The organism is Curtobacterium poinsettiae, from assembly GCF_025677645.1.
GTDB lineage: Bacteria > Actinomycetota > Actinomycetes > Actinomycetales > Microbacteriaceae > Curtobacterium > Curtobacterium poinsettiae_A.
Genome location: NZ_CP106880.1, coordinates 56,524 through 80,247 on the forward strand (window position 1 = coordinate 56,524; position 23,724 = coordinate 80,247).

The window sequence follows — 23,724 nt, forward strand, 5'->3', positions numbered from 1 at the left end:
ACGCATCGCGCCGCATCTGTCTCGACGGTCGGGGCGGCGAACTGCAACCGCACGTCGCCGTCCAGCGTGTCTCATCCAGATCGGAACGCTCCCGCTTGACGAGCGAGACGGATCACGTCGTCGGCTCGCTCAGTTCGGAGCGCCGCTGCGGGGGTGAGGCCGTCGAGGTCATCGCTTGGAGCGTTCAGCCATACGGCGTCGCCCCACGGATCGTCCGCTTCTGGATCGAGTTCCACGAGTACCTCGGACAGTCGAGGAAGAGGTTGGCCGACCGCATCGAACTGAAACGCGGGGAACAGGCGGAAGTCATCCGCAGTCACAACGGCAAGCAGCTGGCCTCCTTGAACCCGCGCGTCGACTGCCTCGTTGCTGATCTGAAACCAGCCGCGCAGGCCCGCGGCGTCGTAGAACGGCCCGATCCGGTCAGAGAGCGCGTTTGGGTGGGAGTTCGAGGGGAACTGCGCGGCGCCCGAGTTGCGACGCGGCGCAGTGATGGGGTCCGCTTGGTTTCCGGACTCCGACTGGGCATCCTCGGAAGAGCGAGCTGAGAGTGCGGGCTTCAGGACGTCGCCGCGTTTGACCACGTGGGGCGGATCAATACCCGGTGGCGCCGTTGCAACCTGGTAGTCGGGCTCTGGCGGCCTATCCGGATCCACGAGGTTTGCTCCGGCATCGATGAGTGCGGTGACGAAGGCAACCGCTTCGTCGCCGCTCATTCGTCCCTCGGCGACCCAGCGGGCGAGCTCCCGGGCGTACGGGTCTAAAACGGCAATGCCCTCAGCCCCATGGGCGGCATCCGCCAGCGCCATCGCGCGGGTGGCAGTTGTGTCATCGGTTCTGTTCGGGCGGCTGCCTTCGAGGTGGTCAGAGATCAGCGCCATCGCTTCGGACGGACGGAGCGCCCCGGACACGATCGCGTCACGCAAGGCGACCAGCACCGGATCGGTGACCTGCTGCCCTGCGTGTCGAGGGGCCTTGCCCTCCCACGCCTCAGGGTTCGATGGCACGCCCGTCACGTCCAGAGCCGTGTCTCGAGCAGGTCCGGCGGCGGCTGCACATCCCGGCGTGCGGTGAGCCATTCCACCGGCGACGCCGCCCGGCCGCGGGCAGCCTCCCCCCGGTATCCGTCGATTCTGCTCGTAAACGAGGAAGAATAGAGCCGCCCAGGTACGAGGCCGGAGCAGGGGCAATGACAGAGGGCGGGAGCTAGGATGACTTGCAGGCACGACTCGCAAGGGTCGATGTCGACCCCGCGGCAAACGATCGGCAAATCGTGCGCCGTGCAGACTGAAACCGAGAAGGCTACTTCCGATTCGAGCGGACTCCGCGTCGGATACTTCCATGTGCCCGCCCGTGGCGCAAGTGCGGTTCCGACGCTCCTCACGCAGATCGGAACAGGTCGATGACCACACCCACCCCGCCACGTCGAGCAGGTAAGCCTCGGAAGACCGTCACTGACGAGGCTCGTGCAGAGCAACTCCTCGACGAGCTTCGTCAGGCCGAAGCCCTCTTCCGCGAAACGGCAGAACGACGCGTTCAGCTCGCGATCGAGGCGCATGCCATCGGACTGACGACGACAAGGATCGCTGAGGCGGTCGGAGTGAGCCAACCCTCGGTCTCCAACTGGGTGCGCGCTGCCCGCGCAACAGATGCTCATAGCAACCCCAACGACTAATAAAAACCACTTGTATAAGCAGACCATAGCCTCTACGGTCTGATCCTGTGCAGAACCCTCCGCCATACGGACAGCCGACGAACAGCGATCCGCGAAGCAAGCCAGAGCTCCGTTTCGCTGGCGGCCCAGCCGGTATCGGACAACCCTCGCCGAGGGGCGAGGCGCCATTGCGGCGCCGACTTCCACCGCGGGTAGTTCCGGTGACCGACTCGCCGAGCTGGGCTGGCGAGCACGGTGAAGAGCTGGTCCGACGCTCCAAGCGCAAAGCGCAGGCGAGCGCGCCCGATCCCTTCGAGCATGCAGATCCCTTACGGGTCCTCACGGATTGGTTTGGGCCCGGCGACGCCGCTTCGAAACCCGTGTTCGATCCGTCATTTGAAGGGTGGCACCCGCGTCGTATCCGAGTGGGGAGCCCTTCGAGAGGGCGACGGCGTCTCGATATCGATCCGGCCCCCGGCATGCAGGACGTCGTGACGGTCTCGTACTCCCTCGACGGGAGACATGTCGAGACCGAACGCTTCAGCGACTTCGATCAAGACGCGCTGTGGTCGGTGCTGCCAATGAGGAACTTCGCGCGCCGGCTCGAGCAAGAGAACAAGCCGGTCAGCACCTGGCTGCACACGAACGGCCACCATGTCGGCTGCGAGTCTCACCACGAGCGGACCATGATGACCGTCGCGGACTTCCACTCCGCCATCCACCACATCGCCGGTCAACCGTTCACTCTGACCTGGCCAAAGAACTCACCTGCAGTCAGCCACACCCCTGATTCGGCGCTCCTCAGCCCCGGCCGCATCCCTCTGGTTCTCGACGTCAAGACCCCCGAGGACGCTATGAGCGAGGACTGGGTTGCCAAGCGTCCTCACGTCGAGGCTGCGGTCCACGCGATGGGCATGGGGTATCTGGTGTGGACGGGGATATCGCGGCGCTACCGACGGAATCTGGAACTGCTCACTGAGGCGAGGGTGCCGGAAGAGTCATACGCTCTCTGGAGTGCCGCTGCGCTAGCGCTATGCGACGAAGCTCTACCGGCGCGGGTGCTTGCAGAGCGTCTTGAGGCTTCGGGATACCGCCTCGAGTGGGCGCTCATGCTGATCCGACGGATGTTGTGGCGGCGCGCGCTTCTGACTGACATGTTCCGCCCGTTCGACTCGATGTCCGTCGTATGGCGTGCTGATGTCGAAGTCTGAGTGGCGGCGATCAGTGGAGGTCGGCGAGACGGTCGTCGTCGAGGGACAACCGCTCGTCATTCAACGGCGCAGCGGCGGTTGGGTGCAGCTCAGGGACGCTGCCGGGATGACGCCGCCGATGATGCGCGAAGCAGAGGTCGCCGCACTCATGTCGCGCGACGACGCGGCCCCGCCGATGGTCAGCGATCGTCTCGATGCGATCCACGACAACTTGTCCGAGGTTGCTAAGCGAAACTTTCAGAGCAAGAGGGATCTGCTGGCGTGGATCGAGACCGGCCGGCGCCCGGGCGATGCTGCCGACACCTCTATCGAACCGAGCTGGGATCCGGCGAAGTTCGACGAGAAGCGGCGGAAGCGCGCGATCGCTCAAGAGATCGCTCGACAGCGCGGCGTCGATGTGAAAAGTGCGCAGCGTTACATCTCACGCACCTTGAGCGACGCGACGCTCGGTGAGGACAATCTGCTGGACGGTCGCGTGTTCGCCAATCGCGGGCACCGCGTACATCCGCGGATGGAGCACTGGGTGGAGGAGTTCCTTACCGAGGGCGAGTTCGGCTCGTACCTCCCATCGGAGAGCAAGTACGTCCTGTTCGCCGCCTGGCTGCAGACGGAGCACGGCGAAACCGCCCCAAGTCAGAGCGTCTACGACCGCATCCAGAGCGACGTGTTCGCACGGAAACCGCACCTTCGGCTGAAACGTTGCAAGACCGCTGAGCTGCAGACGAAGTCCAAGAGCCCCAAACCTGCCCTGCAGCGACGACTGCCGAAGCGCGCCGGCGAGCTGTGGTTCATCGACAGCACGACTTCCAACGTCTATGTCTGGGACCCCTACGCGCCCGACCCGAAGGCTTCTACGTTCCGCCCGACGATGACGAAAACCATGGACGTTGCCTCCCGCCTCATCACCGGACGCGCCATCAGCAATAACGTCGGAGGCCTCGCTGCGAATCTTGCACTCGCGGACGCCTTCCGCAGCATGGTCCACGACCAAGGACCCGTGCTCGTTGACGGCAAACCCCACCCGCGAGCTCTTGCCGGAATCCCTCGTGCGATCACCCGGTTCCCGATCCCCCCGCGAAGGCTGCTCACCGACAACGGGACGGAGTTCCTCAACCGACTCGTTCTCGCGGCGCTGCACCGGCTCGGCATCGACGTGGAACCAGCGCGTGTCACGGACCCTCGAATGAAGGCTGCGCTCGAGCGGCATTTCGGCACAGACAAGACGAAGTTCGAGTCCAAGCAGCCGGGCTACGTGTCCGGGTCAGTTGACACCCGCGGGAGCGCCGCCGAGCGGGAAGCGTGCCTGACCTGGGAAGAGCTCTTCGACCGCGACGGCGAATGGACGGACCTCCACAACACATCCGTACACGGAGGCCTCCTCCCTCTCACCGGACGCCGAATCAGCCCCAACGCGCGGTGGATCGAACTCGCGGAAGAGTACGGATGCGTCCAGATCCCTGCCTGGCGGAACGAGTGGATCCGTTTCCTCGACAGTGACGTGCTCGCCATCAGTCCGTTCGGTGTGACGAGAAAGAAGTTCGTCTACTACGCCCCGATCCTTGAGACCCTCCTCGCTGTTCCCGGAGCGGCGCCAGGCGGGGTCGCCCGCATGTTCTACGATCCGTCGGACCTGCGTCGGATGTACTGCTTCGACCCCGATGGCAACGCTTGGGAAGTTCCTTGGGTTGGACTCGACGACGACACCGAGCCGTTCAGCGACTTCACGGTGGACCGTGCTCGCGCATACATCCAACCGGGCTCGTTCTCACCTCGAGAAGCGCAGAAGCGGCTCATCGAACTCGTGACCACATGGCGCCACCAGAACGCCCTCCTTGCTGTCCGACGAGCAGGCAGTACCCGAAACGAGGAGATGTACGCCGCTCAATTCGATCGGCTGCTTGCCGCTGATCACGGCACCGTCCGGTCGGAGCGCACCACCTCCCCCGGTGATGGCATCGAAGCGTTGCCCGACGCGGGAGCAGACTTGCCGGACTCCGTCCTGGAGTTCCTGACCGATGGCGCTGACGACTTCGACTCGGACCTCTTCGAGGAGTATGCGTGAGCAGCACGCTGCCCGAAGAGATCGTCGAACTGTTCGGCGATGACCCACACCCGGAGAGGAGCTGGCGACTGCTTGCACCGGTCGATCAGCACTTCGTCGAGCAGATCGCACTGCGCGCCGGTACCGACCCCGGCCGCATGACCCGAGTTGACTTCCTCCGCCTCGACGCTGACGCTCGACGCCGACGGGAACGCCGCATGCAGCAGTGGTACCAGTCATGGCCCTACATGCGGACCGGCCAATACCGCCTCGCCGAACGGCGCATCGCGGCCCTCCCCGAACCGAAACCGGGACGAGCACCCGACCTCCTCGCAGCTCCCTTCATCACCGGTGAGTCAGGCGTCGGAAAGACCTTCTTCCTGAAACACGTCGCGATGCGCGCCATAACCGAGTCCGCATGGAACCGCCGGCTTGATCTCGAAGACGGTCTCGTCGAGTCCGACCCCACGTACCGGTCAACCTGGCGACCGGTCATCTGGCACTCGCTGCAGGGCAACCCCACACCGAAGTCCCTCTTCCGAACGCTTTGCTCGAGTCTCGGCGTCCCCACCGGCGACGACCCGCATGCGTCCTTCACCATGGCCGCGCAGCGTCACGGGGTGCGGTGGATCTTCCTCGACGAGATGCAGATGGTCAACTACGACGGCCAATACGGGCGATACCTCCACGACGCGCTCAAAGCGCTCCAGAACCAGGGTTTCCGGCTCGTGATGGGCGGCCACAACATGCGCAGCGTGTTCCGGCGGCAGAAGACCGCGGCGCAGAACGCCGCACGCATGCAATCAGAGGCGCGGTGGGCGTTCATCGACTTCTCACGGTACGAGCACCGGACGCCGCAACAGGTGAAGGAATGGCGAACGCTCCTGGGCCGGCTGGACGACCGACTGCGGCTCGAGGGTCACGAACCCGGGGAACGAGTCCTCAGCGAGCGGTTCGAGGAATATCTCTGGGTGTCCACGCTTGGATACGCCAACTCTCTTGCAACCCTCGTCACCGACGCCTGCATCGGGGCGATGCGAACCCCATCTCAGCGCATCACACGGGCGCTGCTCGATGACGGTGGCGTGGAAGACCGCGTAGCGCAGGGCCGACAAGAGCGAATACGGCTCTGGGAGTCGGGCCGGCTCTCGTGGTCCACCGACTGGCCGGCATGGGCAGTATGACCCGCGCACCCAACCAGCCCTACAAAATCGGCGCAGCCGACGTCCGTCCACTGGGAACTACGATCACCGTGTTCGAGCACGAATGGTTGCCGAGCCTCTTCCGCCGGATCGGGTACTTCTACGGTCAACCGGCCGTCGTCATCGCCCACTGGTGCGGCTTGTACGACCTCCCCCGCACGTTCCGGGACCGGCTGCCAAACGTGCTCCACCCCAAAGCCACCGCAGGCATCACGGGCGGACTCGACTGCGACCCGCAGCTACTCCAAACAACCGTGATGTCGCACCTCGCACCGGACCTCGTCGCGATACGCCCAGACGGGAAGCCCTCCCAATCACATAACTGGACTCGCGGCGGCGGGACAAGGTACTGCCCGGAGTGCCTCGCGGAACGACCCGGCGTCTTCTACACCTACTGGCGCACATGGTGGGCCTTCCTCTGCCTGAAGCACCACACACCCCTCCGCGACGACTGCCCCGCGTGCAGTAGCCCCATCATCGAAGCCAACATCATGGAGGTCGAGAGCCGTAACCCGAACCAGTGCCACGCAGCACTCCCCTTCGGAGGCATCTGCGGGCACACCCTCACCAAAAGCTGGCCTGAAGCGCCGGTTCTCGACTCGAGCCCCGCCTATCGGGCTCAGGTCGCTTTATCGAAGGCCTGGGTCGAAACGGACCGCCGCCGGCGTGTGGTCGACACGAGCACGCTTCGCGGTATCGCCATCGCACTTCTTGGAACGCGGGACATCGACCTGGTCAGCAGCCTGTCGGACGTCCCACGAGACGCGCTCGAGGGACTCATTGAGGACACCGAACGGATCGGCACCACACCGCCTCGCGACGCGCTCGCGATGAGCGCGCTCATTGGGGCGGCACACCGCCTTGCAACTGACCCCGAGCCAGAGGTCAGTGCGACGATTCGGCGCATCACGTTCTCGCGACCCGTCCGCACCACCCAGGAGCTGTCGGGCCCCGGCAGCGCATCGCACCTCCTCGAGTTCTGGCCAGGCATCGGCGCGCCCATGCGAGGGAGAGTGCTCCGGGCGCTCGACGGAGACCTTCCCGACATGCAACGGCTCGTGCACGCCACCGCCGTGTCGCCCGGCTTCGCGGAACTCATCGTCGCTTTTGAGAAACCGGACCCACGGATCGAGCGCACCGGGTGGTCGTGGAACACCCTCGCCCTGGCGACCGAACAACCCCTCACCGACGTCCTCATTCCACCTCTCATGTGGCCGACCTGGGCGAACCCCCTCGGCGTCGACAACATCACCGATCCCTCCGCTTTACAGCGAGGACTCGCGGACGCGCTCCGTGTCGCCGGTGTTGGAATCGAAGGCGGTAGCGAACGAATCGCCGGGATCGGCCGGAAGCTCCGCCCTTCCATGCTCGGCACCCCTGAACAGGCGACTGCAGTGCTTCAGCAACTCGGAGAGCTAGCAGGATGGCTCCGTCTCAACCCGTCGCCCATCAACTACGTCGCGCGCCGATACCTCCGATGGAGCGGCTTACTCCCCGAAGCGGACTGGCACCTACTGAGTAGCAGCGTCGGAGAGCACCCTGGCAGAGGCAGAAGGCTGCTGAACGCTCAGCGCTACGCGTGGTTACGACTCACCGCCGCCGGTACCCGCGACCTTCCGCAGCACCTCGAATTCCAACTAGGTAGCCCAGACGCGGCCAACTACACCCGCTTCCTCACCACGATGAGTGCTGAGCTCCAGGCCGCAATCGACGACTACCTCACCGCCTGGCTCCCAAAACACCGCATGGACGGCACATTCTCCGAGGTCGGGTTCGTTCGCGCCTTCGAGGACGAACCCCTCGTGTGGGCACCGCCGCGATGGAGACCATCCGCTTCACCGCTCGCGCCAGAACTTGACGACATCGACTTCACTCAGCTGCACGATCGGGTGCGTGCGGGCGAGTACGCCCTCACTCACCTGGCGATGGACCTGCAGCGAAGCCCACGCCACGTTCGATGGGCCCTTGCCGAGCGACCTGTGCGGAGCGGACAGCCGCGGACCACGATCGATTGGAACTCGCGCCTCGACTACGCAGAGCCCTTCTACAACTAGGCCTCGCCCGTGGCCCTAATCGCCCGGCAACTTTGAGCTCTACGTCGCCCGTTGCCACCATGGTCCGCATGTGGAGGTTTCCTAAGACGCACGAAACGTGAGAGATCCGCCGGGATCGTTCGCAGCGCAGACGCGATCGCTACTCAGCAACCGTCGGCGGTGCTTCTGCCGCCGGGCTACCGCCACAATCCGTAGTAACTCAGCGCAGCACCATCAAGCGCGCCGCGTGCGCGGACCAGGCTTACGACCCAAGAACTGCAAGACGTTGTCGTCAGGGACTGAGTGGTCCAGCACGGCATCCCCACAAGTGGCAGTTCGCAGATGGCGCAGCCGATCTCCGAGCTCTGCGCCATCCAGCTCGCAATCGAGCACGAGTGCTTGCAGGATTTCCGCCCTTGTGGTCCGCTCACCCGCATCGATAGCGCGCTCGACGAGGGCGTCAAGTCGCTGGTCCAAAGCGAGCTGCAAGCGCAAGCTGACCTGCCGGTCGCGGCTGGTGCGGAGCAGCTCTGCGGCATTCACTGAGTGTCGTGTCTCTGCCATGTCTGACCTCCTCGCTACCTTAGATGTATGACTAAGCGAGGTATGTCAAACCTCCTTACAACCATGATGGCTGTTGGAGGCGTCGAGTGGCTAGATGCTCGCGACCACAGGCTCGCGCATGCGGCGCTTACAGGTCTCAGCCAGACTGCAAGCGGTGCCGAAGTTCTAGCTAGTTTCCACGTACCCCGAGTATGGCGACCCGACCCCGAAGTAGGGCTGCGAGTGCCCGGGGTAACCGGCGCGCTGTGGGACGCCGTGACGACTGGTTCGCTGCAAGTCGTCGAGCACAGCACTCGGGCGGGATTTGTGCTCGCCTCGGGCCGCCAAGCCGAGGCGAGGCAGCTCTTGAGCCGCCTTCCGGCTGAGCAGGCAAGTGAGGTCTACCGAGTTGCTACCGACTGGGCAGCAGCCTCGACGTCTCGGAACACAAGAGCAAGGGCTTCTGCGCCTTCCACCTCAGGAGCGCGGCGCGCGAAGCGCGCATAACGCCTCCATGTCCGCCCGCCATCCATGCTGGTGGCTGCCGTCACACTGACGTGCCCGACGTTGCGTCCGCCCAGATGTTCAGAACTCACTCTAAGCATTCGTTGGCGTGCGCTCACCTGGCGCGGCGGCCACTTCCCGATCCACTCTGTAGAGCTGACGGGAGTCCAGTCCACATATCTCAGCCCTCGTAGGGATCTGAGGGCCTCGTCGGCCGAAGCGAATCGGCTTTCCGGCTTTGTGGCGATCAATCGTCGAACGAACGTCATCAGACTTGGGCTCACCCATGGCTGGAATCTGAGGTGCCGAGGCGTGAGAGCGGGCTTGCCCGCTTCCACTCGCTGCAACAGGACATTGCCGTCTAGTGCTTGGTAATCAAATGGGCCGTTCAGCAACTCGAACATTGTCAGCCCGGTCGAGTACAGGTCGCTACGCGCATCGAGCAACCCGGAGGAGTACTCGGGTGGTCGGTAGAGCAATGTCCCGCCGGCCGCATCTACCTGCTGCGAGTCGGCATCCAGGTGAGCAGCGCTCCCGAAGTCGCCAACGAAACCCTGATTCCGCGCTGCGTTGAGCATCACGTTGCCTGGCTTCACATCGCGGTGGACGACCCCTGCGGAGACGTGGAGGTAGTGCAGCGCATCGAGAACGCAGTCGATGATTGCGACAGCATCCGCAGTGCCGAATGCGTGGCCCTCGTTCAGTGCGGCATGAATGCTCTGGCCTTCATAATAGTCAGTGGTGAACGTGATCACCTTTAGCGACTCATCGTAATCTGGATCCCACTGCGCGTCCCTGACTTTGATGAGACGAGGGTGATCCATGCTTTCGAGAAGACGCGGCTCACTACGGGCGACGCCGTCAGGGAGGCCAAGCACGGAAATCGACTTTTGTACACGGAGACCGCCGAGAACGGTGTGCTCGTAGAGTTTGGTCTCAGCAGCGCTGCCCTCGTCGATGGTGCGCAGGAAGCTGTAGGTGGGAGCGTGAAGCACCCTGCGGACCCGCGCGTTATCGCCCAAGATCGCCATCAGGAGAGACGCTCCGCAAGCGCCGCGAGAGCGGCGAGATCCCGTTTCCCAGTCCAGTGCGGGGGATGAGCATCGACGATAGCCCCGACGTGCCCCGAGAGCGCACCGTTCTTCGGAAGATCTAGCGCGGAGCGGACCCACTTTCGGCTCCGCCGAACAGACGGGATACCTGCTCGGTCTGCGGCAAGCACCACCGCCGATTCCAGGGAGATCCTCACCACAGATTGGAAGTAGCTGGGTTGGAATCGGTCCGTCTCGGGTTCGAGAATGGTTACGACTGTGATGCCGTTGGCTGAGATGAGTCGCTCGGCCTCATCAAGGGCAGTGCGGATCTGCGTTGCGAGCGGCGAATCGGGTGCAGGCAGGATTCGCAACTGGGCATCTAGGACGTCACCGTCCTCCGAGACGACTGCGAGCCAAAGTTCGTTTGCGGTGCCGTTGACGCCGAGTATCGCCATGATTCCTCCCTGATTCAACCCCCATCATGCAGCCTCGGTTGCCGGTGTACTGCGAGACGAGCCGCGATCACTGAGACTGCTTCGCTTTCGCGGCCTCGTCGAAGTTTGGCGCGCTCCTACCGAAGATGCCAATCCGACCACTCGAAACTCACGCTTCCGCGGGCAGTCGCGATAGTCGCGTGCGCCGGCTCGCGGCGTCCCTCCTCCCGTGAGCTGGCCCGTGATGGCGATGCATCGGACCAGATGCGGCTAGGGGACCACGCGCTGAAGCAGTTTGCTCCGGCGAATTCGTTCAGCACCTAGCCGCGTCCGGCGCCTCACACTGGAAGCACCACGGCACCCGGGCCAGCATCAAGGCATGATGAGAGCGTGGATGACACCGAAGTCTCGGGCCCCTATGACAATCGTGAGGCGGACGCGGATGCCGAGCGTGGGTTGCTGTTTCTACAGTTCGGATTCGCGCGGCGGGATCGACTCGATGACCGCTACCAGCAGTTAGCGGTACGCCCCAAATCCTCACTCGCCGGTGACAGCGCGGCGGCTCCGTACAATTCTGTTCCCGACCAGATTGTTAACCTCCTCGGCGCTGCGCTGGACCATCTTCACGGCTTGCAGGTCAGCGTCGAGAGCAGTGGCGGGGCCCTGCTAGCCATGTCATCGTTCACTCTGATCCGGAGCGCAATCGAAGTGGCAGGAACAGGGCTGTGGCTGCTTCAGCCCGCCGCGCGCGATGAACGGTTGCTGAGATCTATGAGGCTGACCCGCGAGAATCGGCGGCAGCTCCGGTCAGTTCTGAGCGATCTCGGAAAATCTGACCCGCGATTCAAGGTTGTAGAAGAACGCCTCAAAGACCAGGCAAACGCTCGCCCCCGTCTCGTGGGAGCAGACCTGACGAAGCTTGAACCGGTTACCGACCGGCTTCGCTCGATAGAGACCATGGTTCCGCCTCGGCACCACCCGCCTCTGGTCATCTGGAGGATGGCGAGCGGCATCGCGCACGGGAACACGAGCATGATGACAGCGGTCCTCGAGCGTCAGCAGGTCGAGGAGTTCGACGGCCGGTCGGCCTCCTTCAACGTCACGTCCAGTTTCGTCACCGTTTCAATGTTCTTTGACGCGGCCCTAAACATGGTCGAAGCACTCCTAGATCAGTTTGACCGACGCAACGACCCGCTTTCCGTGGTCTGACCAGTGAACGGCCGGGCAATTGTTGGCAGGCGTTGGTACAGTCCCGAAGTCACGAGCCTCCGGCACCATGGTCCAGCGCCGGCTCAGCTACCACGCGTTGGCCAGTCCACTCATGATCAGCGACTGCGTTGAGGCGTGCGCTGTCGCGAGACGGATCGCTCTCGCAGGCATGCGCGCGATCCCGCGCATCGTTTGTGTTCGCGAGGAGGACGGCAGGCACGTAACCCTTCACAGGGATCGCACACCCGCACAGTCGTGAACGGGTGCCCCGCAGCCTAATCGAGGCGGTACGCGATTCGGCGACAAGTTATTTGGTCGAGCTGAGTGACATGCACGTTGACTGCGAATCGCGTCAGGCGTATTGGCGACAAGTAGTGAGTACGTTGACACAAGAGGCATCTCGCACGGAGCACCACGCTCGCCCGAGATTCCTCCGGTGCTGGGCTGCATCCCGATCACTCAGGCACAAGTAGCAAAACTCGCCTCCCCGCCCGGCGCGCAACGCTGATTACGGCACTGCCATCGCAAGACGAACAGCGAGCCCTCGCCCGTCACGGGGACGCCGAACAAGAGACATCCCAGAAACGGTCGTATTTGGCACCACTCGCGAAGGGCACCGATAGCCCCGCGCGTCAGAAGCGCTCGCTGGGAGAGTCACGCATGTCGAGGCTTCTGGCTACGATGCGGCCATGGGAAGTCAACGACGCCAGGGATCCGACTCGCGTTGCTGCACCCCGGACGACGTCCCCTATGTCTGGCGCGACTACGTCGACCCTTCCAACGCGAAGGTCATCGAGCTGCAGGCATGGATGGATGGCTTGGCGCCATTTGCGCGAGCCATCGAGGAAGGCGAACAGCTCGACCTCTTCGAGGCCGCCGCTCACGGGCAGCTCGAAGACTCTGGCGACGAAACAACACCAATCACGCCGATCGTCACCGACCCAGAGATCTTTGAACTGCGTCGGACGGCACTGTCAAAGAAGCTGCGGTTCTACCACGGGGAGCCCGCCGAGCTGCCGACGCAGCTCGTCTCCGTGCATCGGCACATCAAGGATCACAACGATACCCAGCAGCCCGAAATCGAGCACGCAGCAGACCGCTACAACCAGGGCCGCCCCTCAATGTGGGTCCCCAAGTAAGCTTGCACAACCTCCAGGTTGTGGAGGTAGGCTGCGGGTCATGCCCGCCCGATTCGATGTCTTCCGTCCTGCAGTCAACTTGGTCCTGGCGAAAGCCCGAGCTCAGCTGCTGGCCCGCTCGGATAGGCAGCTGAAGAGTGACTTGATCGCGCAACGACGACACGCAGGCATGACGCAGAAGCAGGTCGCGGATCTGCTGGGTATCAGCCAGCAAGCCGTAACGAAGCTAGAGCGGTACGACTCCGACCCCAAACTGTCCTCGCTCCGCCGGTACGCCAACGCAGTCGGTGCGATCGTCGAGCACCGCGTCTCCCCCGACGTCGGACAGTCCGCACTGCTCGCGGCCAGCTCACGGTGGGAACCAGTTACTCGAGAGGCCGTCCTTCCCGTTGGCCGTTTTGTGCACTTCACCTTCGCGGAGACCAGCGAACCTATGGCCCCTGCTTGGAGCGGCGCGTCCACCACCGTGCTGCCGGTCCGGAGCTGACTCGCATGTCCACAGAACTATCGGCCGAGGATGTAGCGGACGTCCAGGCCGTGATCGCCGCGTCGGAACTACGTTCCGTCGAGTACTACGAGATGTCAGCGAAGCGGTACGACGCCACACAAGAACCTGTCGACGCCGAAAATGGGCAGCTACGCATCGCTGTGCAGCAGCGCAGCGACGCCGACAGCTTCGGCATCCGTCTCAACGCTTCCCTCACCTTGGCCATAGGAGAAGCAAAAGTGAGCGTGGCCGGCGAATACGCTCTCACCGAGGACTTCGCACTCACCACCCGCGCCGTGCAGCTCTTCGCGAATGAAGTCGGCGTGATGACGGTCTTCCCATACCTCCGCGAAGCCGTCGCCTCCGTTACCGGCCGCGTATTCAACCAACCCTTGCACCTACAGATGATTTCGCGTGGGGACATCGTCACCGAAGTCGAGCCTCACGGAGCGTAGACGTTCAAGGCATCTGCGGGATCCCCTTCCGAGACGGGTCGAGCAGGAGGACGATGACAGCAATCGCCTGCACTAAGTAAGTCTCGGATAGGTGGTCCGAAATAGATTCCGGTGAGGGTGCCCTAGATGAGACTGGCAGCATGGGAACCGGATGGACCCTCGGTACGCCCGCGTCTCAACGGCCGGGCAAGATCTCACCGCGCAGACCGACGCGCTCGTGACACTCGGAGTGCCAGCGGATGCGTGTTCACCGACAAAGGGATGACGGGCACTCGACGGGACCGACCGGGGCTCACGTCGGTCCTGGCAGCATGCCGCCCCGGCGACACTTTGGTCGTCACCAAACTCGATCGCCTCGCGCGCTCCCTGCGGGACGCGACAGACATAGCCGAGGAGCTCACTCGCCGCCAGGTGCGGTTGAACATCGGCGGCGCTGTCTTGGACCCGACCGACCCCGTCGGCCGGCTGCTATTCAACGTGCTGGGCATGGTCGCCGAGTTCGAAGCCGACCTCATCCGAGCTCGCACTCGTGAGGGCATGGCGGTCGCGAAGGCACGGGGCAAGCTCAAGGGCCGGAAGCCAAAGCTCTCTCCCCCGCAGGAGCGTCACCTCGTGGCGCTCCACCGCGCCGGGGATCACTCGATCGCGGAGCTCGTCGAACTGTTCGGGATCGGACGCGCGACGGTGTACCGGGCGCTCGACCGGAACCCGGTCGCCGAGGCTCCCGACCTCACGCTCCCCCGCGTCGAGGCTTAGTCGATGAGCGCCGTTACGCCAGCGACCTACTGTGCCCGGCTACTCAAACGCACTCGAGAAGACGTCGCCGCAGCCATTGTCGAAGCCGTGGAGCGTCGCGACGAAGGCGAGGACTCGTCCGGCCGTGGCCGGCTCATCCACTGGGTCGCCGGCATCGACGAAGCGGATATCGCGGGATTCTTCCGGTTCATGGCCGACGAGTCGCTGGAAGACGCCACACGTCTCCTGACCGCGATCGACGAGCACGCGCACGCGCACGCGCACGCGCACGCGATGCAGCTGATCATGGAAGCCGGCGTGGCGTCGACGTCGCTCGTGACGCTCCAGCGTGCGCTGATCGAGGCCGTTCTGACGCTTTGCTACGTGCATAATGCCGACGCCGCCCCGGCGCGCACCATGCTCCGAATCCTCGCTCGGCAGCTCGATGCCTTCGATAGGGTCGGAACGCAACTCCGCGGCATTCCCTCGTTCGATCATCGGTCACCGTGCCGCTGAGATTCACGAGGGCGTCGAAGGCTTCCGCTCCATGCTCGTGAGGTACGGCGTCGAGCTCACGCCGCTCCACAAGGGGTCCACACCGTCGCTCGCTTACGACGGCCACCGCGAGAACGTCATGTTCAACGCCACCGACGCCGCCAAGCGCTACCTCAAAGCCGACGCGCACCACTGGAACATGGGGAGCGGTGGCACGCACTCAAAGGCGTGGTTCCTGCCGAGCGTGTTGGACGGACTCACGGACGAGAGGCTGTCGAGCGAAGTGGAGCGGTTCGGCATGCCGACGTTCGCGGTGCTCGCGTCGGCACGGGTACTGCTGGTGGCGGTCGCCGCGCACAGCGGGGTGTCCACAACACGTGCGCGCGAAGCGGTGTTCATGCGTGAGAAAGCGTTGATGGCCTTTGTGCAAGGCGACGATCCCAGCCCCCCCCCTATCCCTGACCGAGTTCGAGTCGCGACCGGCTGACTGGAAGCCGGAGACACAAGACCTTTCGGCATTCCAGCGGCGCCGACCGCGTTGAAGGACGAACGCAACTCCGACAGCCGCAGTGCAGCGAAGTTCAACAGCTCGCAGGCGAGCGAGGCGCTACCACGCTTGAGGTTTGGAGTTAGAAGTTACAAGCTCCAAACTCACTCGGGCTCCAAACTCACTCGGGCAGCGCGTCGTCGTTGATACCCAGCGACGCGCGCAGCTCGGCCTCGGTGGTGCCCTGCAGTCGCTCGCCGTTCACGATCAGAAGATCGATTGCGACGCGGATCAACGTGTTGTCGGTGAGCCGCTCCCCTGCTCGCCCGCGGAGCGCATTGAGTTCCTTGCGCTTGGCCTCAATCCAGTCGAGTTGGTCGCGGCGCTGGCGCGTGGGCTTCGGCTCGAAGGTGAGCCACTTTGGCACGTCCGAATCGGGCGTCGAGGACGCCGGCGCCGGCAGTTCTAGAACGCGCGGATGCCGAAGCGGCGGGTCGCGGTGAGGAAGTCGGGGTTGTCGAGCGTGATCGGCGCGGTGCCGGTGACCGTGAGGTCGCCTGAGGCACGGTCGAGCCAGAACGCTCGGCACCACGAGCCGCCGAACTTGCTTCCGAAGTGGATGCCCATCGGCTGGGAGCCATCATCGAGGCTGGCGTCGTGGACGATGTCGGCGATGGCGGTGGTGAGGGCTCGATCATCGCTGCGCAGCGCGGCGGTCGTGAAGGTGGCGTAACCGCCGACAAGAAGGTGCGTTGTGAGAATCGGCTCGAGTGCGCTGATCGAGTCGGGATGCTCGACGTCGACCAGCCAGCCCGCCGCCGGCTGGCGGATCAGCAATGCGGCGCGGTCGTCTCGCCAGGATCGGGGCAGCGCTCCGGTCTGCATGAAGGATCGCTCCTCCCAGTCAGCCGCGACGTCGACGAGGAACTCTTCGAGCGTGAGTCCTAACGCTCGAGCGTCGACCTCGAGCGCGCTGCCGGTCCCGAGCGGCAGCTTGAAGCTCGAGAGGACCTCGGCCAGCGCACCCGCGCGGGAGCCCGCGGTGTAGAGCGTTTCGGTGCCCACTGCGTCATAGCGGCCCCAGCTGGAGCGCTCAGTGTGGTTGTCGCCGGTGTCGTGGCGAGTCGGCGCGGATATCGGGGCGTAGGTGTTCTTCGCAATGCGGTGCCCGATGTCACCAGTGCATGGAAGCAACCGAAGTCCGGTCGCGGTGCATGTCCGCGGTGCACGGACGGTCACGCGTCGTCAGTGCCGTCGATGAAGGCCTGCGCGGCACGGCCGAGCTGAGCGGCATCGTCGTCGCGGATCGCGGTCAAGGGCGTGCGCTCCCCGAGGAAGGGGTTCGCGCCGATGAACCAGGCCCGAGCGACGTGGGCTCCTTCGTGCTCGGCGACGACACCCCACGTCCTCGACATCAGGCGCAGACGGCGTTCGAAGTCGGGGCCGGGACGGGGCCCATCGTCATTGGCCCATTTGATGGGAAGCTTACGGTCCTTGCTTCCCGTCGCAGCCGCGACCAGTGTCGGACCGAGCGCACCATTGAGCTCGCGGACGAGCTCATGGATGTCAAGCCGCGTGACTCGACCGTGCTGCACCTCGGTTGATACCGTCATGCCACCAGTTTTACACCCTTCGCCCTCTCGTGCCAGGGGAGCGTCGCATTACTCCCGACGGGCTTCCCCCACACCCCGGCGAGCAGTTCTGCAACAGCCTGTTGCAGAGGCCTATACGCCACCCAGTCACCGCAAGGAGCCCTTGGCGCCGGCGGCCGTGCAGGTTGGGGAGCGGGACACGGAGTGGTCTGTCTTCGTGTTCGTGTTCGTGTTCGTGTTCGTGACGGCATCACAGGGAACGGGGTGGGTGCCCGCACGTCACATCAGCATCAGCATCGACATCGACAGCTCGGTGGGCCTCGTCCGCGGCAAGTACGACACCACCGAGCTCCCCGCAAAATCAGGCGAACATGTCGACGTTCTCGACGACGATCCAGAGAGCGGCTGGTCCTGGTGCCGGAATACTGCTGGCCGTGAGGGAATGACCGAAGTACCGGCTCCTGCGGGCCTGAGAATAGCTGTCAGCGCAGGGTCCATCAGGAGCCGTCGTTCGTGGACAGGCGTGCCGCGGGATCAAGGATGTCGAGGGCCTCCCCGATGAGCGTGATCGATCCTGTGACGACAATGAGTCCGTCGTTGCGACTCGATGCTTGTTCGAGTTGACGCCGTGCTTGTGTCAGCGCGTCTGACGTGTCGGGGGCCACGGTCACCCGGTCCTTGCCGACGACCTCGCTGACGAGGTTGGCGAGCTTCGCCGGCGGGACCGCTCGATCGGGATGGCTCGCTGTGATGATGAAATGGTCGACTGCGGTGGAGAGTGCGTTGACGATGCCTGCAGCATCCTCGTCGGCCAGGACGCCGAGCACGGCGATTACGACGTGCCCTTGCGCGAGGTCGGCGAGCGTGCTGGCAAGACTACGAGCACCGTGCGGATTGTGGGCAGCATCAAGGATAATCACGGGATCGCGAGAGACAATCTGCATCCGGCCCGGGCTTGCGCCTCTCCGATCCCGCGTGCCACCACGTCCCGGGGCAGCGGCGCTTTGCCTGCAGTTGGGAACGCCTCGACGGCGGCCACGGCGAGGGCTGCGTTGTGCGCCTGGTGGACGCCGAGAAGCGGCAGGTCGATGTTTTCGTACGTGCCGGCAATCCCGCGGAGCGTCACGCGCTGCCCAGTCTGGGTGGGCTGCACAGAATCGACGCCGAAGTCCTCACCGTCGAAGGCGACGGTGGAGTGAGTCCGCTGGACCGCTTCCTCAATCGGAGCACGCGCCTCGCGCACCTGTTCGCTGCTGACCACGAACGCATCGGCTTTGATGATGCCAGTTTTGTTCTTGGCGATTGCCTCGATGGTCGGGCCGAGGAACTGGGTGTGGTCGAGGTCGATTGGCGCGATGACTGCAACCTGCCCGTCGGCGACGTTCGTGCAGTCCCACTCACCACCCATGCCCACCTCGAGGACAACGACGTCCATATCAGCCTTCGCGAAACAGGCAAAGGTCAGCACCGTGAAAGCCTCGAATAAGGTCAGTGGCTGGCGCCCCCTCTGCCTTGAGTTCGGCATCGACATGGCAAAGCTCGGTTGCATGTCGTCTCAGACAGCTCCGAAGAGAACTTCGTCGATCGGTTCACCGTCGAGGCACACGCGCTCGTTCAGGTTCACGAGGTGTGGGCTGGTCATGAGCCCGGTACGGCGACCCTCCGCCCGCAACAGGCTCTCGATCATGCGGCTGGTCGACGTCTTTCCATTCGTGCCGGTGATATGGATGACGGGCGCTGCGCGGTGGGGACGCCCGAGCAATGTCACCGCCCGACGAGTTCCATCAAGGCGCACCTCTGGCGCTTGCTCGCCGATCCGCCGGCGCAGTTCCGCTTCGACACGGGCACTCTTCCGCTTCGACACGGGCACTCTCAGCGGCACCGCTCGCGGATACCGATGTGTCGGATGATTGATTCACTGATTTTCCTTCCAGCGAGCGGGCATTGACCATCGAACCGATTACTCGGAACACGCCCCAGCGGAGACATCTACCGAATTCACTATTCCGAGGAATTACGTTGGATATTAGCCGCAACGCGAGCCCACTGCTGACGCTCGAAACTCGAGTAAGCGTCCCGTCGGCCTGATGAGCCGAAGTCATTCACGACGTTCGCGGCAACAATCATGACTGTTTCACCGTCGGTCGCCCGCACCGAGAAGTCAATATTGAGAACAGAGCCGGCACCGCCGATGTTCCCCTCGGTAGCAGTGAAAATCATCCCCGAGTTGGGGCCATTTTGCGACGCAGGGTCCGTATAGTTATAGACGGTGTCTAACCTGGCGACATCATCGCCGAATCGATTCAGGGTAAAAGGGACATTATCGCCGACCATCGGGAACTGCCTCGGCGCACCCGTTACCGGGATCTCGCAGCTGAAACACGTTTGCAGTCGATTCCATATCTGCGACGGCTTTGCGTGCCCAATCGGGAAGGTATACCAATAGCTCCAGGCGTGCGAAGTGCCGTCTGCTTGGTCTTCCTCCATTGGTCGATAATTGCTCGCGCCCGGTTCAAGAACGGAACCGGAACGGGCACGCGTAACGGCATTCTGGTCGAGCGCATGGGCGGGGGCTGCCACCAGGCCAGTAAGTGTCGAGATTGATGCAAATACGACAATTGCGAGTAATCGCCGCGTCGTAATGGTACGAGCGCGAGTGATCATGTTGCCAACCGCTTTCATATTGGGGACGTAACCCTGCAAGTGTTGGTGCGAGGTTCGGCAATACCCTCCTCCGACACGACGAGACGAGAGGCCGATTCATTCAGCTAGACGAACGTCTGGCGAACAACTATATGAGTTAGCGCGACGAGGAAGCTGATTGGATTCCCCGAGTGGGCTGAGAGCACGCACATGCACGAGGGTGGTGTGGGTCGGGAACCGGGCGGAGGCTGAGATCAATGCGAGTCCGGCATCAACGTGCTGTGATCCTTTGCAACAGCGGACATTCATCGTGAGACGCAGGCTCGGCGCTGCGGGACTGCTGTAGGGCCGACTAAGCAGATACCAGTGAAAACCCGATCTGCACACGGCGTGGCATCGCCCGATAGCCAATCGGCTACCGCACAAGACCCGGCCGGTTCGTGAGCCCGCCAGGATCCGCGGATCTCGGTGTCGCAACAGACCCGCCCGGCGATCTGCCCGGCAACGGTTCCCCCGGTGAGACACAGTGAGAGGCTTCTGGTGTCCACACCCTCGGTCAGGGCTCGAGGGTGTCGGTCTCCGTCGCCAGTGCGGCTGCGAGGTCGGCTTCCGAGGGCAGCGCAGCGCGGACCGCTGGTGGGAGGAGGTCGTAGCTGGCGACACCGATCGGGGTCTGCTGCCCCGCGAGGGAGTACCGGACGACGGCGTCGTTTTTGTCCGCGACCAACAGCAGTCCGACGGTGTCAGCGTGCTGGGGCCGGCGGAGCTGGTCGTCGACGAGGGCGACGTAGAACCCGAGCTGTCCGAGGTACTCGGGTTTGAACTTCCCGGTCTTGAGCTCGATGACCACGTACCGGAGCTGCTCGACGTGGAAGAAGAGCAGGTCGACGTAGAAGTCATCGCCGTCGACATCGAAGTGCACCTGCCGGCCCACGAACGCGAACCCCTCGCCGAGCTCGCGGAGGGTGTCGATGATCCGGTCGACGAGTGCCTGCTCGAGGTGGCGTTCCTTCGCGTCCCCGTCGAGGGCAAGGAAATCCAGCACGTACGGGTCCTTCGTGATCTGCTGCGCCAGATCCGACTCCCCCGGTGGCAGCACCTCGGCGAAGTTCGTCGGCGCCGCCTGCAGCCGCGTGTGCGCGTCGGAGCGGATCTGGTGCTCGAGCACATTCCGCGACCACCCGTGCGCGGCCGCCTGGCCGGCGTACCAGTCGCGGAGCTCATGGTCATCGAGTCGGTCAAGGAGGACGGTGATGTGCCCCCACGGCAATTGTCCAACAGGCTGTTGGACAACTGCGTCCGCCGCCCACTCCCCCGCGAACCGGCGCATGTAGAACAGGTTCGCGCGGGAGAGCCCCTTCATCTCCGGGAACTCAGCGCGCAGGTCCGTTGCGAGCCGGCCGATGACGTTGCTCCCCCACCCCTCATCACCCTGGCGCTGCAAGATCGTCTCGCCGATCCCCCAGTAGAGACGAATCAGTTCCGTGTTCACGCGGCGCTGCGCCGTGAACCGGGCAGCCCGCACCTGCCGTTTCAACTCGACAAGAGCAGCGGCATACCCAGATACGGCTGGCGACGAATCAGACATCACCGCCCAGTCTGCCCGACTGACCGATCCGAAGAAGAACGAACGCAACGTGCTACGGAATCAGCTATGCCAAGGTGGAGGCGATCCCCGAGCGAAAGGCGACCTCACCATGGCGCAGAAAGTCACCACGCACCTCGTCGACGACCTCACCGGCGACACCATCGAAGACGGACACGGCCGCACCATCACCTTCGGCTTCGATGGCGCACACTACGAAATCGACCTCACCGACGACAACGCCGACGCGCTCCGCGAAGCGTTCTCCGACTACATCGCCGCCGCCCGCAAGGTCACCGGCCGCTCCGGCCGCACCAGCACCAGCACCAGCAGCGCACCGAAGCGGGGCAACTCGGAAGAGCTCGCGAAGATCCGCGAGTGGGCGAACGCGAACGGCCACGAAGTGTCCTCCCGCGGCCGCATCAGCCAGGCCGTCCGCGACGCATACGACGCCGCCCACTGACACCACCCCACCACCCGGATACGCTCCATGCGAGCGCTATCACAGGGGCTCCGGCCGGACCGTCACGACACTGACGGTCCGGCCGTTCCCAGTTCTGCCAACAGGTGCATCGTCTGCAGCACCCTGATGTGCACCGAACCTGGCAATCCGTCTCGGCGGCTAGGTGAATGGCGTTCCGGCGCGTAGAACTCAAGGACGTTGATACAGCAGAAGCGTCAACCAAGTCGGCGAAGGTTTGGGTACCGCAGTCGACGCGTGGGTGTCCCTCTCTCGGGTTGAGCGCGACACCCACGGCCCTGGGGCTGGCCAGTTCCCGTCGCTTTCGGCCAGAATCACTACCGGTTCTGCACGGATTGCTGCGACGAGACGTGATCGCGCGCATACTTCGCTGACCGGAGATCACGCGCCCGTCGCCGATGCGCGCACCGTGGTTCTCCGTCCTAGGCAGGTGCCAAGCATGGCCACGTCCCGTTTTCTTCGCCCCGCTCTGATCGCATTCACCGGTGTCGGGCTCGCTGCCGCAATGGCGCTCATGACCACCTCTGCAGCATCCGCCGCGACGGTCATCGACGGTCCGGTCAACCTCGGAACCGCATCGACCTACGGCGTCCTCGGCGCGAGCGCGGTCACGAACACCGGCCCCTCCGTGATCAACGGCGACCTCGGGTTGTCGCCGGGCACGTCCATCACCGGCTTCGGCGGCGCACCGAACGGCGTCGTCAACGGCACCACGCACCAGACCGACGCCGCGGCCGCACAGGCCCAGCGCGACACCACCACCGCGTACAACGTCGCCGCGTCGCTCTCCCCGACCCAGACCGGTCTCACCGAGCTGAACGGCCTCTCGCTCTCACCCGGCGTGTACTCCGGCGGCGCCCTCGCCCTGGCGAACAACGGTGCGCTGACCCTCGCCGGCAGCGCGAACTCCGTGTGGGTGTTCCAGGCCGCGTCGACCCTGACCATCGGGTCCGCCAGCCAGATCGTGATCACCGGCGGCGCCAGCTCGTGCAACGTGTTCTGGCAGGTCGGCAGCTCCGCCACCGTCGGCACCGGCGCCCAGTTCCAGGGCACCGTCCTGGCGCAGCAGTCCGTGACCGCCACCACCGGCGCGACCGTGCAGGGCCGCCTGCTGGCCCGCACCGGCGCCGTGACCCTCGACACGAACACGATCACGGCCTCCAACGGCTGCCCCGCACCGGGCACGCCGTCCGAGTCGCCGACCATCACCTCGGGCAACCCGTCCGACGGCACCGTGGACGTGCCCTACTCGTCCACCGTCACCGCGACCGGTACCCCGAACCCGACGTTCACCGCCACGGGCCTGCCCGACGGCCTGACGATCGACAGCACCACCGGCGTCATCTCCGGCACCCCGACAACCCCGGGCACCTCGACCGTGACGATCACGGCGTCGAATGGCACCAGCCCGGACGACACCGAGACGGTCACCATCACGGTCCGTGCCCCGGCACCGGTGCCCACCGCGACACCCACCCCGACGGCACCCGCAGTGGTGCCCACCGCAACCCCGAGCGGCCCAGCAGGCGGTGGCGGTGGCGGTGGCGGCGGAACCGACCAGCCCACCGGTGAGCTCGCGTTCACCGGCTCGGACCCGACCGTCCCGCTGAGCATCGCCGCCGCGCTGCTCGCCGCGGGTGCAACGCTCATGGTCCTGCTGCGTCGTCGTCGCCGCACCGTCGGCCGCATCTGATCGACCCGCACGATCGACGGCCCCGCGACCCTGGTCGCGGGGCCGTCTGCGTGCTGTCGGCATCCCA

General features: G+C 64.5%; 25 protein-coding genes and 1 pseudogene. 15 read left to right on the forward strand and 11 right to left on the reverse strand.

What is annotated here, in order from left to right:
* Positions 1 to 71: 71 nt before the first annotated feature.
* Positions 72 to 1,007: a hypothetical protein gene (locus OE229_RS17770; RefSeq protein ID WP_146247043.1), complete on the reverse strand. Its 936-nt coding sequence runs from the start codon at positions 1,005 to 1,007 to the stop codon at positions 72 to 74.
* 395 nt (positions 1,008 to 1,402) lie between these two features.
* On the opposite strand from OE229_RS17770, the gene OE229_RS17775 reads away from it, so the two are divergent.
* The 6 genes from OE229_RS17775 (at position 1,403) to OE229_RS17800 (ending at position 8,687) form a co-directional block, all read left to right on the forward strand.
* Positions 1,403 to 1,675 carry a helix-turn-helix domain-containing protein gene (locus OE229_RS17775; RefSeq protein WP_262140225.1) on the forward strand — a complete coding sequence of 91 codons (273 nt, stop codon included), beginning with the start codon at positions 1,403 to 1,405 and terminating at the stop codon, positions 1,673 to 1,675.
* Positions 1,676 to 1,875: 200 nt separating this feature from the next.
* Positions 1,876 to 2,865, forward strand: coding sequence for a hypothetical protein (locus OE229_RS17780; RefSeq protein WP_262140223.1), 990 nt, complete (start codon positions 1,876 to 1,878; stop codon positions 2,863 to 2,865).
* Positions 2,852 to 4,927, forward strand: a complete 2,076-nt coding sequence (locus OE229_RS17785) for a hypothetical protein (protein ID WP_263345323.1) — start codon at positions 2,852 to 2,854, stop codon at positions 4,925 to 4,927. The genes OE229_RS17780 and OE229_RS17785 overlap by 14 nt, the downstream gene beginning before the upstream one ends.
* Complete coding sequence (locus OE229_RS17790) at positions 4,924 to 6,090, forward strand: AAA family ATPase (protein WP_111040470.1); 1,167 nt, start codon at positions 4,924 to 4,926, stop codon at positions 6,088 to 6,090. Before OE229_RS17785 ends, OE229_RS17790 begins: the two co-directional genes overlap by 4 nt.
* Before the next feature lie 68 nt (positions 6,091 to 6,158).
* Positions 6,159 to 8,162, forward strand: coding sequence for a TniQ family protein (locus tag OE229_RS17795; RefSeq protein WP_181434305.1), 2,004 nt, complete (start codon positions 6,159 to 6,161; stop codon positions 8,160 to 8,162).
* A gap of 321 nt (positions 8,163 to 8,483) precedes the next feature.
* The gene (locus OE229_RS17800) at positions 8,484 to 8,687 is read left to right on the forward strand and encodes a hypothetical protein (RefSeq protein WP_146247041.1); all 204 of its coding nucleotides are present in this window, start codon (positions 8,484 to 8,486) and stop codon (positions 8,685 to 8,687) included.
* Between the two features lie 398 nt (positions 8,688 to 9,085).
* Here OE229_RS17800 and OE229_RS17805 read toward each other — a convergent pair whose 3' ends face one another.
* Both OE229_RS17805 and OE229_RS17810 read right to left on the reverse strand, forming a co-directional pair.
* On the reverse strand, positions 9,086 to 10,219 hold the full coding sequence (locus tag OE229_RS17805; protein ID WP_111040467.1) for a serine/threonine-protein kinase: 1,134 nt from the start codon (positions 10,217 to 10,219) through the stop codon (positions 9,086 to 9,088).
* Positions 10,219 to 10,677: a hypothetical protein gene (locus tag OE229_RS17810; RefSeq protein WP_262140213.1), complete on the reverse strand. Its 459-nt coding sequence runs from the start codon at positions 10,675 to 10,677 to the stop codon at positions 10,219 to 10,221. Before OE229_RS17810 ends, OE229_RS17805 begins: the two co-directional genes overlap by 1 nt.
* Positions 10,678 to 11,046: 369 nt before the next feature.
* Here OE229_RS17810 and OE229_RS17815 point away from each other — a divergent pair, with 369 nt between their 5' ends.
* From OE229_RS17815 to OE229_RS17845, 7 genes and pseudogenes are all read left to right on the forward strand, one after another.
* Positions 11,047 to 11,865, forward strand: a complete 819-nt coding sequence (locus OE229_RS17815; protein ID WP_262140212.1) for a hypothetical protein — start codon at positions 11,047 to 11,049, stop codon at positions 11,863 to 11,865.
* A gap of 689 nt (positions 11,866 to 12,554) precedes the next feature.
* On the forward strand, positions 12,555 to 13,004 hold the full coding sequence (locus tag OE229_RS17820; protein ID WP_214585475.1) for a hypothetical protein: 450 nt from the start codon (positions 12,555 to 12,557) through the stop codon (positions 13,002 to 13,004).
* A gap of 40 nt (positions 13,005 to 13,044) precedes the next feature.
* Complete coding sequence (locus tag OE229_RS17825; protein WP_259581577.1) at positions 13,045 to 13,491, forward strand: helix-turn-helix transcriptional regulator; 447 nt, start codon at positions 13,045 to 13,047, stop codon at positions 13,489 to 13,491.
* Positions 13,492 to 13,496: 5 nt separating this feature from the next.
* A complete protein-coding gene (locus OE229_RS17830; protein ID WP_259581574.1) occupies positions 13,497 to 13,946 on the forward strand; it encodes a hypothetical protein in 450 nt (149 codons plus the stop codon).
* 151 nt (positions 13,947 to 14,097) lie between these two features.
* Positions 14,098 to 14,702: pseudogene (locus OE229_RS17835) on the forward strand (recombinase family protein).
* Positions 14,703 to 14,705: 3 nt separating this feature from the next.
* Entirely contained in the window at positions 14,706 to 15,197 is a 492-nt protein-coding gene (locus OE229_RS17840) for a hypothetical protein (RefSeq protein ID WP_262140210.1), read from the forward strand.
* Between the two features lie 31 nt (positions 15,198 to 15,228).
* Positions 15,229 to 15,663 (forward strand): hypothetical protein, encoded by a 435-nt coding sequence (locus OE229_RS17845; RefSeq protein ID WP_262140208.1) that lies wholly within the window; start codon positions 15,229 to 15,231, stop codon positions 15,661 to 15,663.
* A 181-nt stretch (positions 15,664 to 15,844) separates the two neighbouring features.
* On the opposite strand, the gene OE229_RS17850 is transcribed toward OE229_RS17845, so the two are convergent.
* The 8 genes from OE229_RS17850 to OE229_RS17885 form a co-directional block, all read right to left on the reverse strand.
* Positions 15,845 to 16,090, reverse strand: coding sequence for a hypothetical protein (locus OE229_RS17850; RefSeq protein WP_214585467.1), 246 nt, complete (start codon positions 16,088 to 16,090; stop codon positions 15,845 to 15,847).
* A 38-nt stretch (positions 16,091 to 16,128) separates the two neighbouring features.
* Complete coding sequence (locus tag OE229_RS17855; protein WP_214585465.1) at positions 16,129 to 16,902, reverse strand: RES family NAD+ phosphorylase; 774 nt, start codon at positions 16,900 to 16,902, stop codon at positions 16,129 to 16,131.
* Complete coding sequence (locus OE229_RS17860; protein ID WP_214585463.1) at positions 16,899 to 17,276, reverse strand: hypothetical protein; 378 nt, start codon at positions 17,274 to 17,276, stop codon at positions 16,899 to 16,901. The genes OE229_RS17855 and OE229_RS17860 overlap by 4 nt, the downstream gene beginning before the upstream one ends.
* A gap of 476 nt (positions 17,277 to 17,752) precedes the next feature.
* Positions 17,753 to 18,175: a glutamate ligase domain-containing protein gene (locus OE229_RS17865; RefSeq protein WP_262140207.1), complete on the reverse strand. Its 423-nt coding sequence runs from the start codon at positions 18,173 to 18,175 to the stop codon at positions 17,753 to 17,755.
* The gene (locus OE229_RS17870; protein WP_262118657.1) at positions 18,172 to 18,786 is read right to left on the reverse strand and encodes a Mur ligase family protein; all 615 of its coding nucleotides are present in this window, start codon (positions 18,784 to 18,786) and stop codon (positions 18,172 to 18,174) included. Before OE229_RS17870 ends, OE229_RS17865 begins: the two co-directional genes overlap by 4 nt.
* Positions 18,787 to 18,810: 24 nt before the next feature.
* Complete coding sequence (locus tag OE229_RS17875) at positions 18,811 to 19,119, reverse strand: Mur ligase family protein (protein ID WP_259581560.1); 309 nt, start codon at positions 19,117 to 19,119, stop codon at positions 18,811 to 18,813.
* A gap of 137 nt (positions 19,120 to 19,256) precedes the next feature.
* Positions 19,257 to 19,835, reverse strand: a complete 579-nt coding sequence (locus OE229_RS17880) for a hypothetical protein (RefSeq protein ID WP_262127320.1) — start codon at positions 19,833 to 19,835, stop codon at positions 19,257 to 19,259.
* A 619-nt stretch (positions 19,836 to 20,454) separates the two neighbouring features.
* Positions 20,455 to 21,390 carry a PDDEXK nuclease domain-containing protein gene (locus tag OE229_RS17885; protein WP_259581554.1) on the reverse strand — a complete coding sequence of 312 codons (936 nt, stop codon included), beginning with the start codon at positions 21,388 to 21,390 and terminating at the stop codon, positions 20,455 to 20,457.
* On the opposite strand from OE229_RS17885, the gene OE229_RS18075 reads away from it, so the two are divergent.
* Both OE229_RS18075 and OE229_RS17895 read left to right on the forward strand, forming a co-directional pair.
* Entirely contained in the window at positions 21,383 to 21,946 is a 564-nt protein-coding gene (locus OE229_RS18075; protein ID WP_308202503.1) for a histone-like nucleoid-structuring protein Lsr2, read from the forward strand. The genes OE229_RS17885 and OE229_RS18075 overlap by 8 nt on opposite strands.
* A gap of 532 nt (positions 21,947 to 22,478) precedes the next feature.
* Positions 22,479 to 23,657 carry an ice-binding family protein gene (locus tag OE229_RS17895; RefSeq protein WP_259581552.1) on the forward strand — a complete coding sequence of 393 codons (1,179 nt, stop codon included), beginning with the start codon at positions 22,479 to 22,481 and terminating at the stop codon, positions 23,655 to 23,657.
* Positions 23,658 to 23,724 lie beyond the last annotated feature (67 nt).

Excerpts from the sequence above, each read along its gene's own strand:
- OE229_RS17775 (WP_262140225.1), top strand. The coding sequence starts at position 1,403 with ATGACCACACCCACCCCGCCACGTCGAGCAGGTAAGCCTCGGAAGACC.
- OE229_RS17785 (WP_263345323.1), top strand. The coding sequence starts at position 2,852 with ATGTCGAAGTCTGAGTGGCGGCGATCAGTGGAGGTCGGCGAGACGGTC.
- OE229_RS17800 (WP_146247041.1), top strand. The coding sequence starts at position 8,484 with ATGGCGCAGCCGATCTCCGAGCTCTGCGCCATCCAGCTCGCAATCGAG.
- OE229_RS17805 (WP_111040467.1), bottom strand. The coding sequence starts at position 10,219 with ATGGCGATCTTGGGCGATAACGCGCGGGTCCGCAGGGTGCTTCACGCT.
- OE229_RS17810 (WP_262140213.1), bottom strand. The coding sequence starts at position 10,677 with ATGGCGATACTCGGCGTCAACGGCACCGCAAACGAACTTTGGCTCGCA.
- OE229_RS17820 (WP_214585475.1), top strand. The coding sequence starts at position 12,555 with ATGGGAAGTCAACGACGCCAGGGATCCGACTCGCGTTGCTGCACCCCG.
- OE229_RS17825 (WP_259581577.1), top strand. The coding sequence starts at position 13,045 with ATGCCCGCCCGATTCGATGTCTTCCGTCCTGCAGTCAACTTGGTCCTG.
- OE229_RS17830 (WP_259581574.1), top strand. The coding sequence starts at position 13,497 with ATGTCCACAGAACTATCGGCCGAGGATGTAGCGGACGTCCAGGCCGTG.
- OE229_RS17840 (WP_262140210.1), top strand. The coding sequence starts at position 14,706 with ATGAGCGCCGTTACGCCAGCGACCTACTGTGCCCGGCTACTCAAACGC.
- OE229_RS17845 (WP_262140208.1), top strand. The coding sequence starts at position 15,229 with ATGCTCGTGAGGTACGGCGTCGAGCTCACGCCGCTCCACAAGGGGTCC.
- OE229_RS17860 (WP_214585463.1), bottom strand. The coding sequence starts at position 17,276 with ATGACGGTATCAACCGAGGTGCAGCACGGTCGAGTCACGCGGCTTGAC.
- OE229_RS17870 (WP_262118657.1), bottom strand. The coding sequence starts at position 18,786 with ATGTCGATGCCGAACTCAAGGCAGAGGGGGCGCCAGCCACTGACCTTA.
- OE229_RS17895 (WP_259581552.1), top strand. The coding sequence starts at position 22,479 with ATGACCACCTCTGCAGCATCCGCCGCGACGGTCATCGACGGTCCGGTC.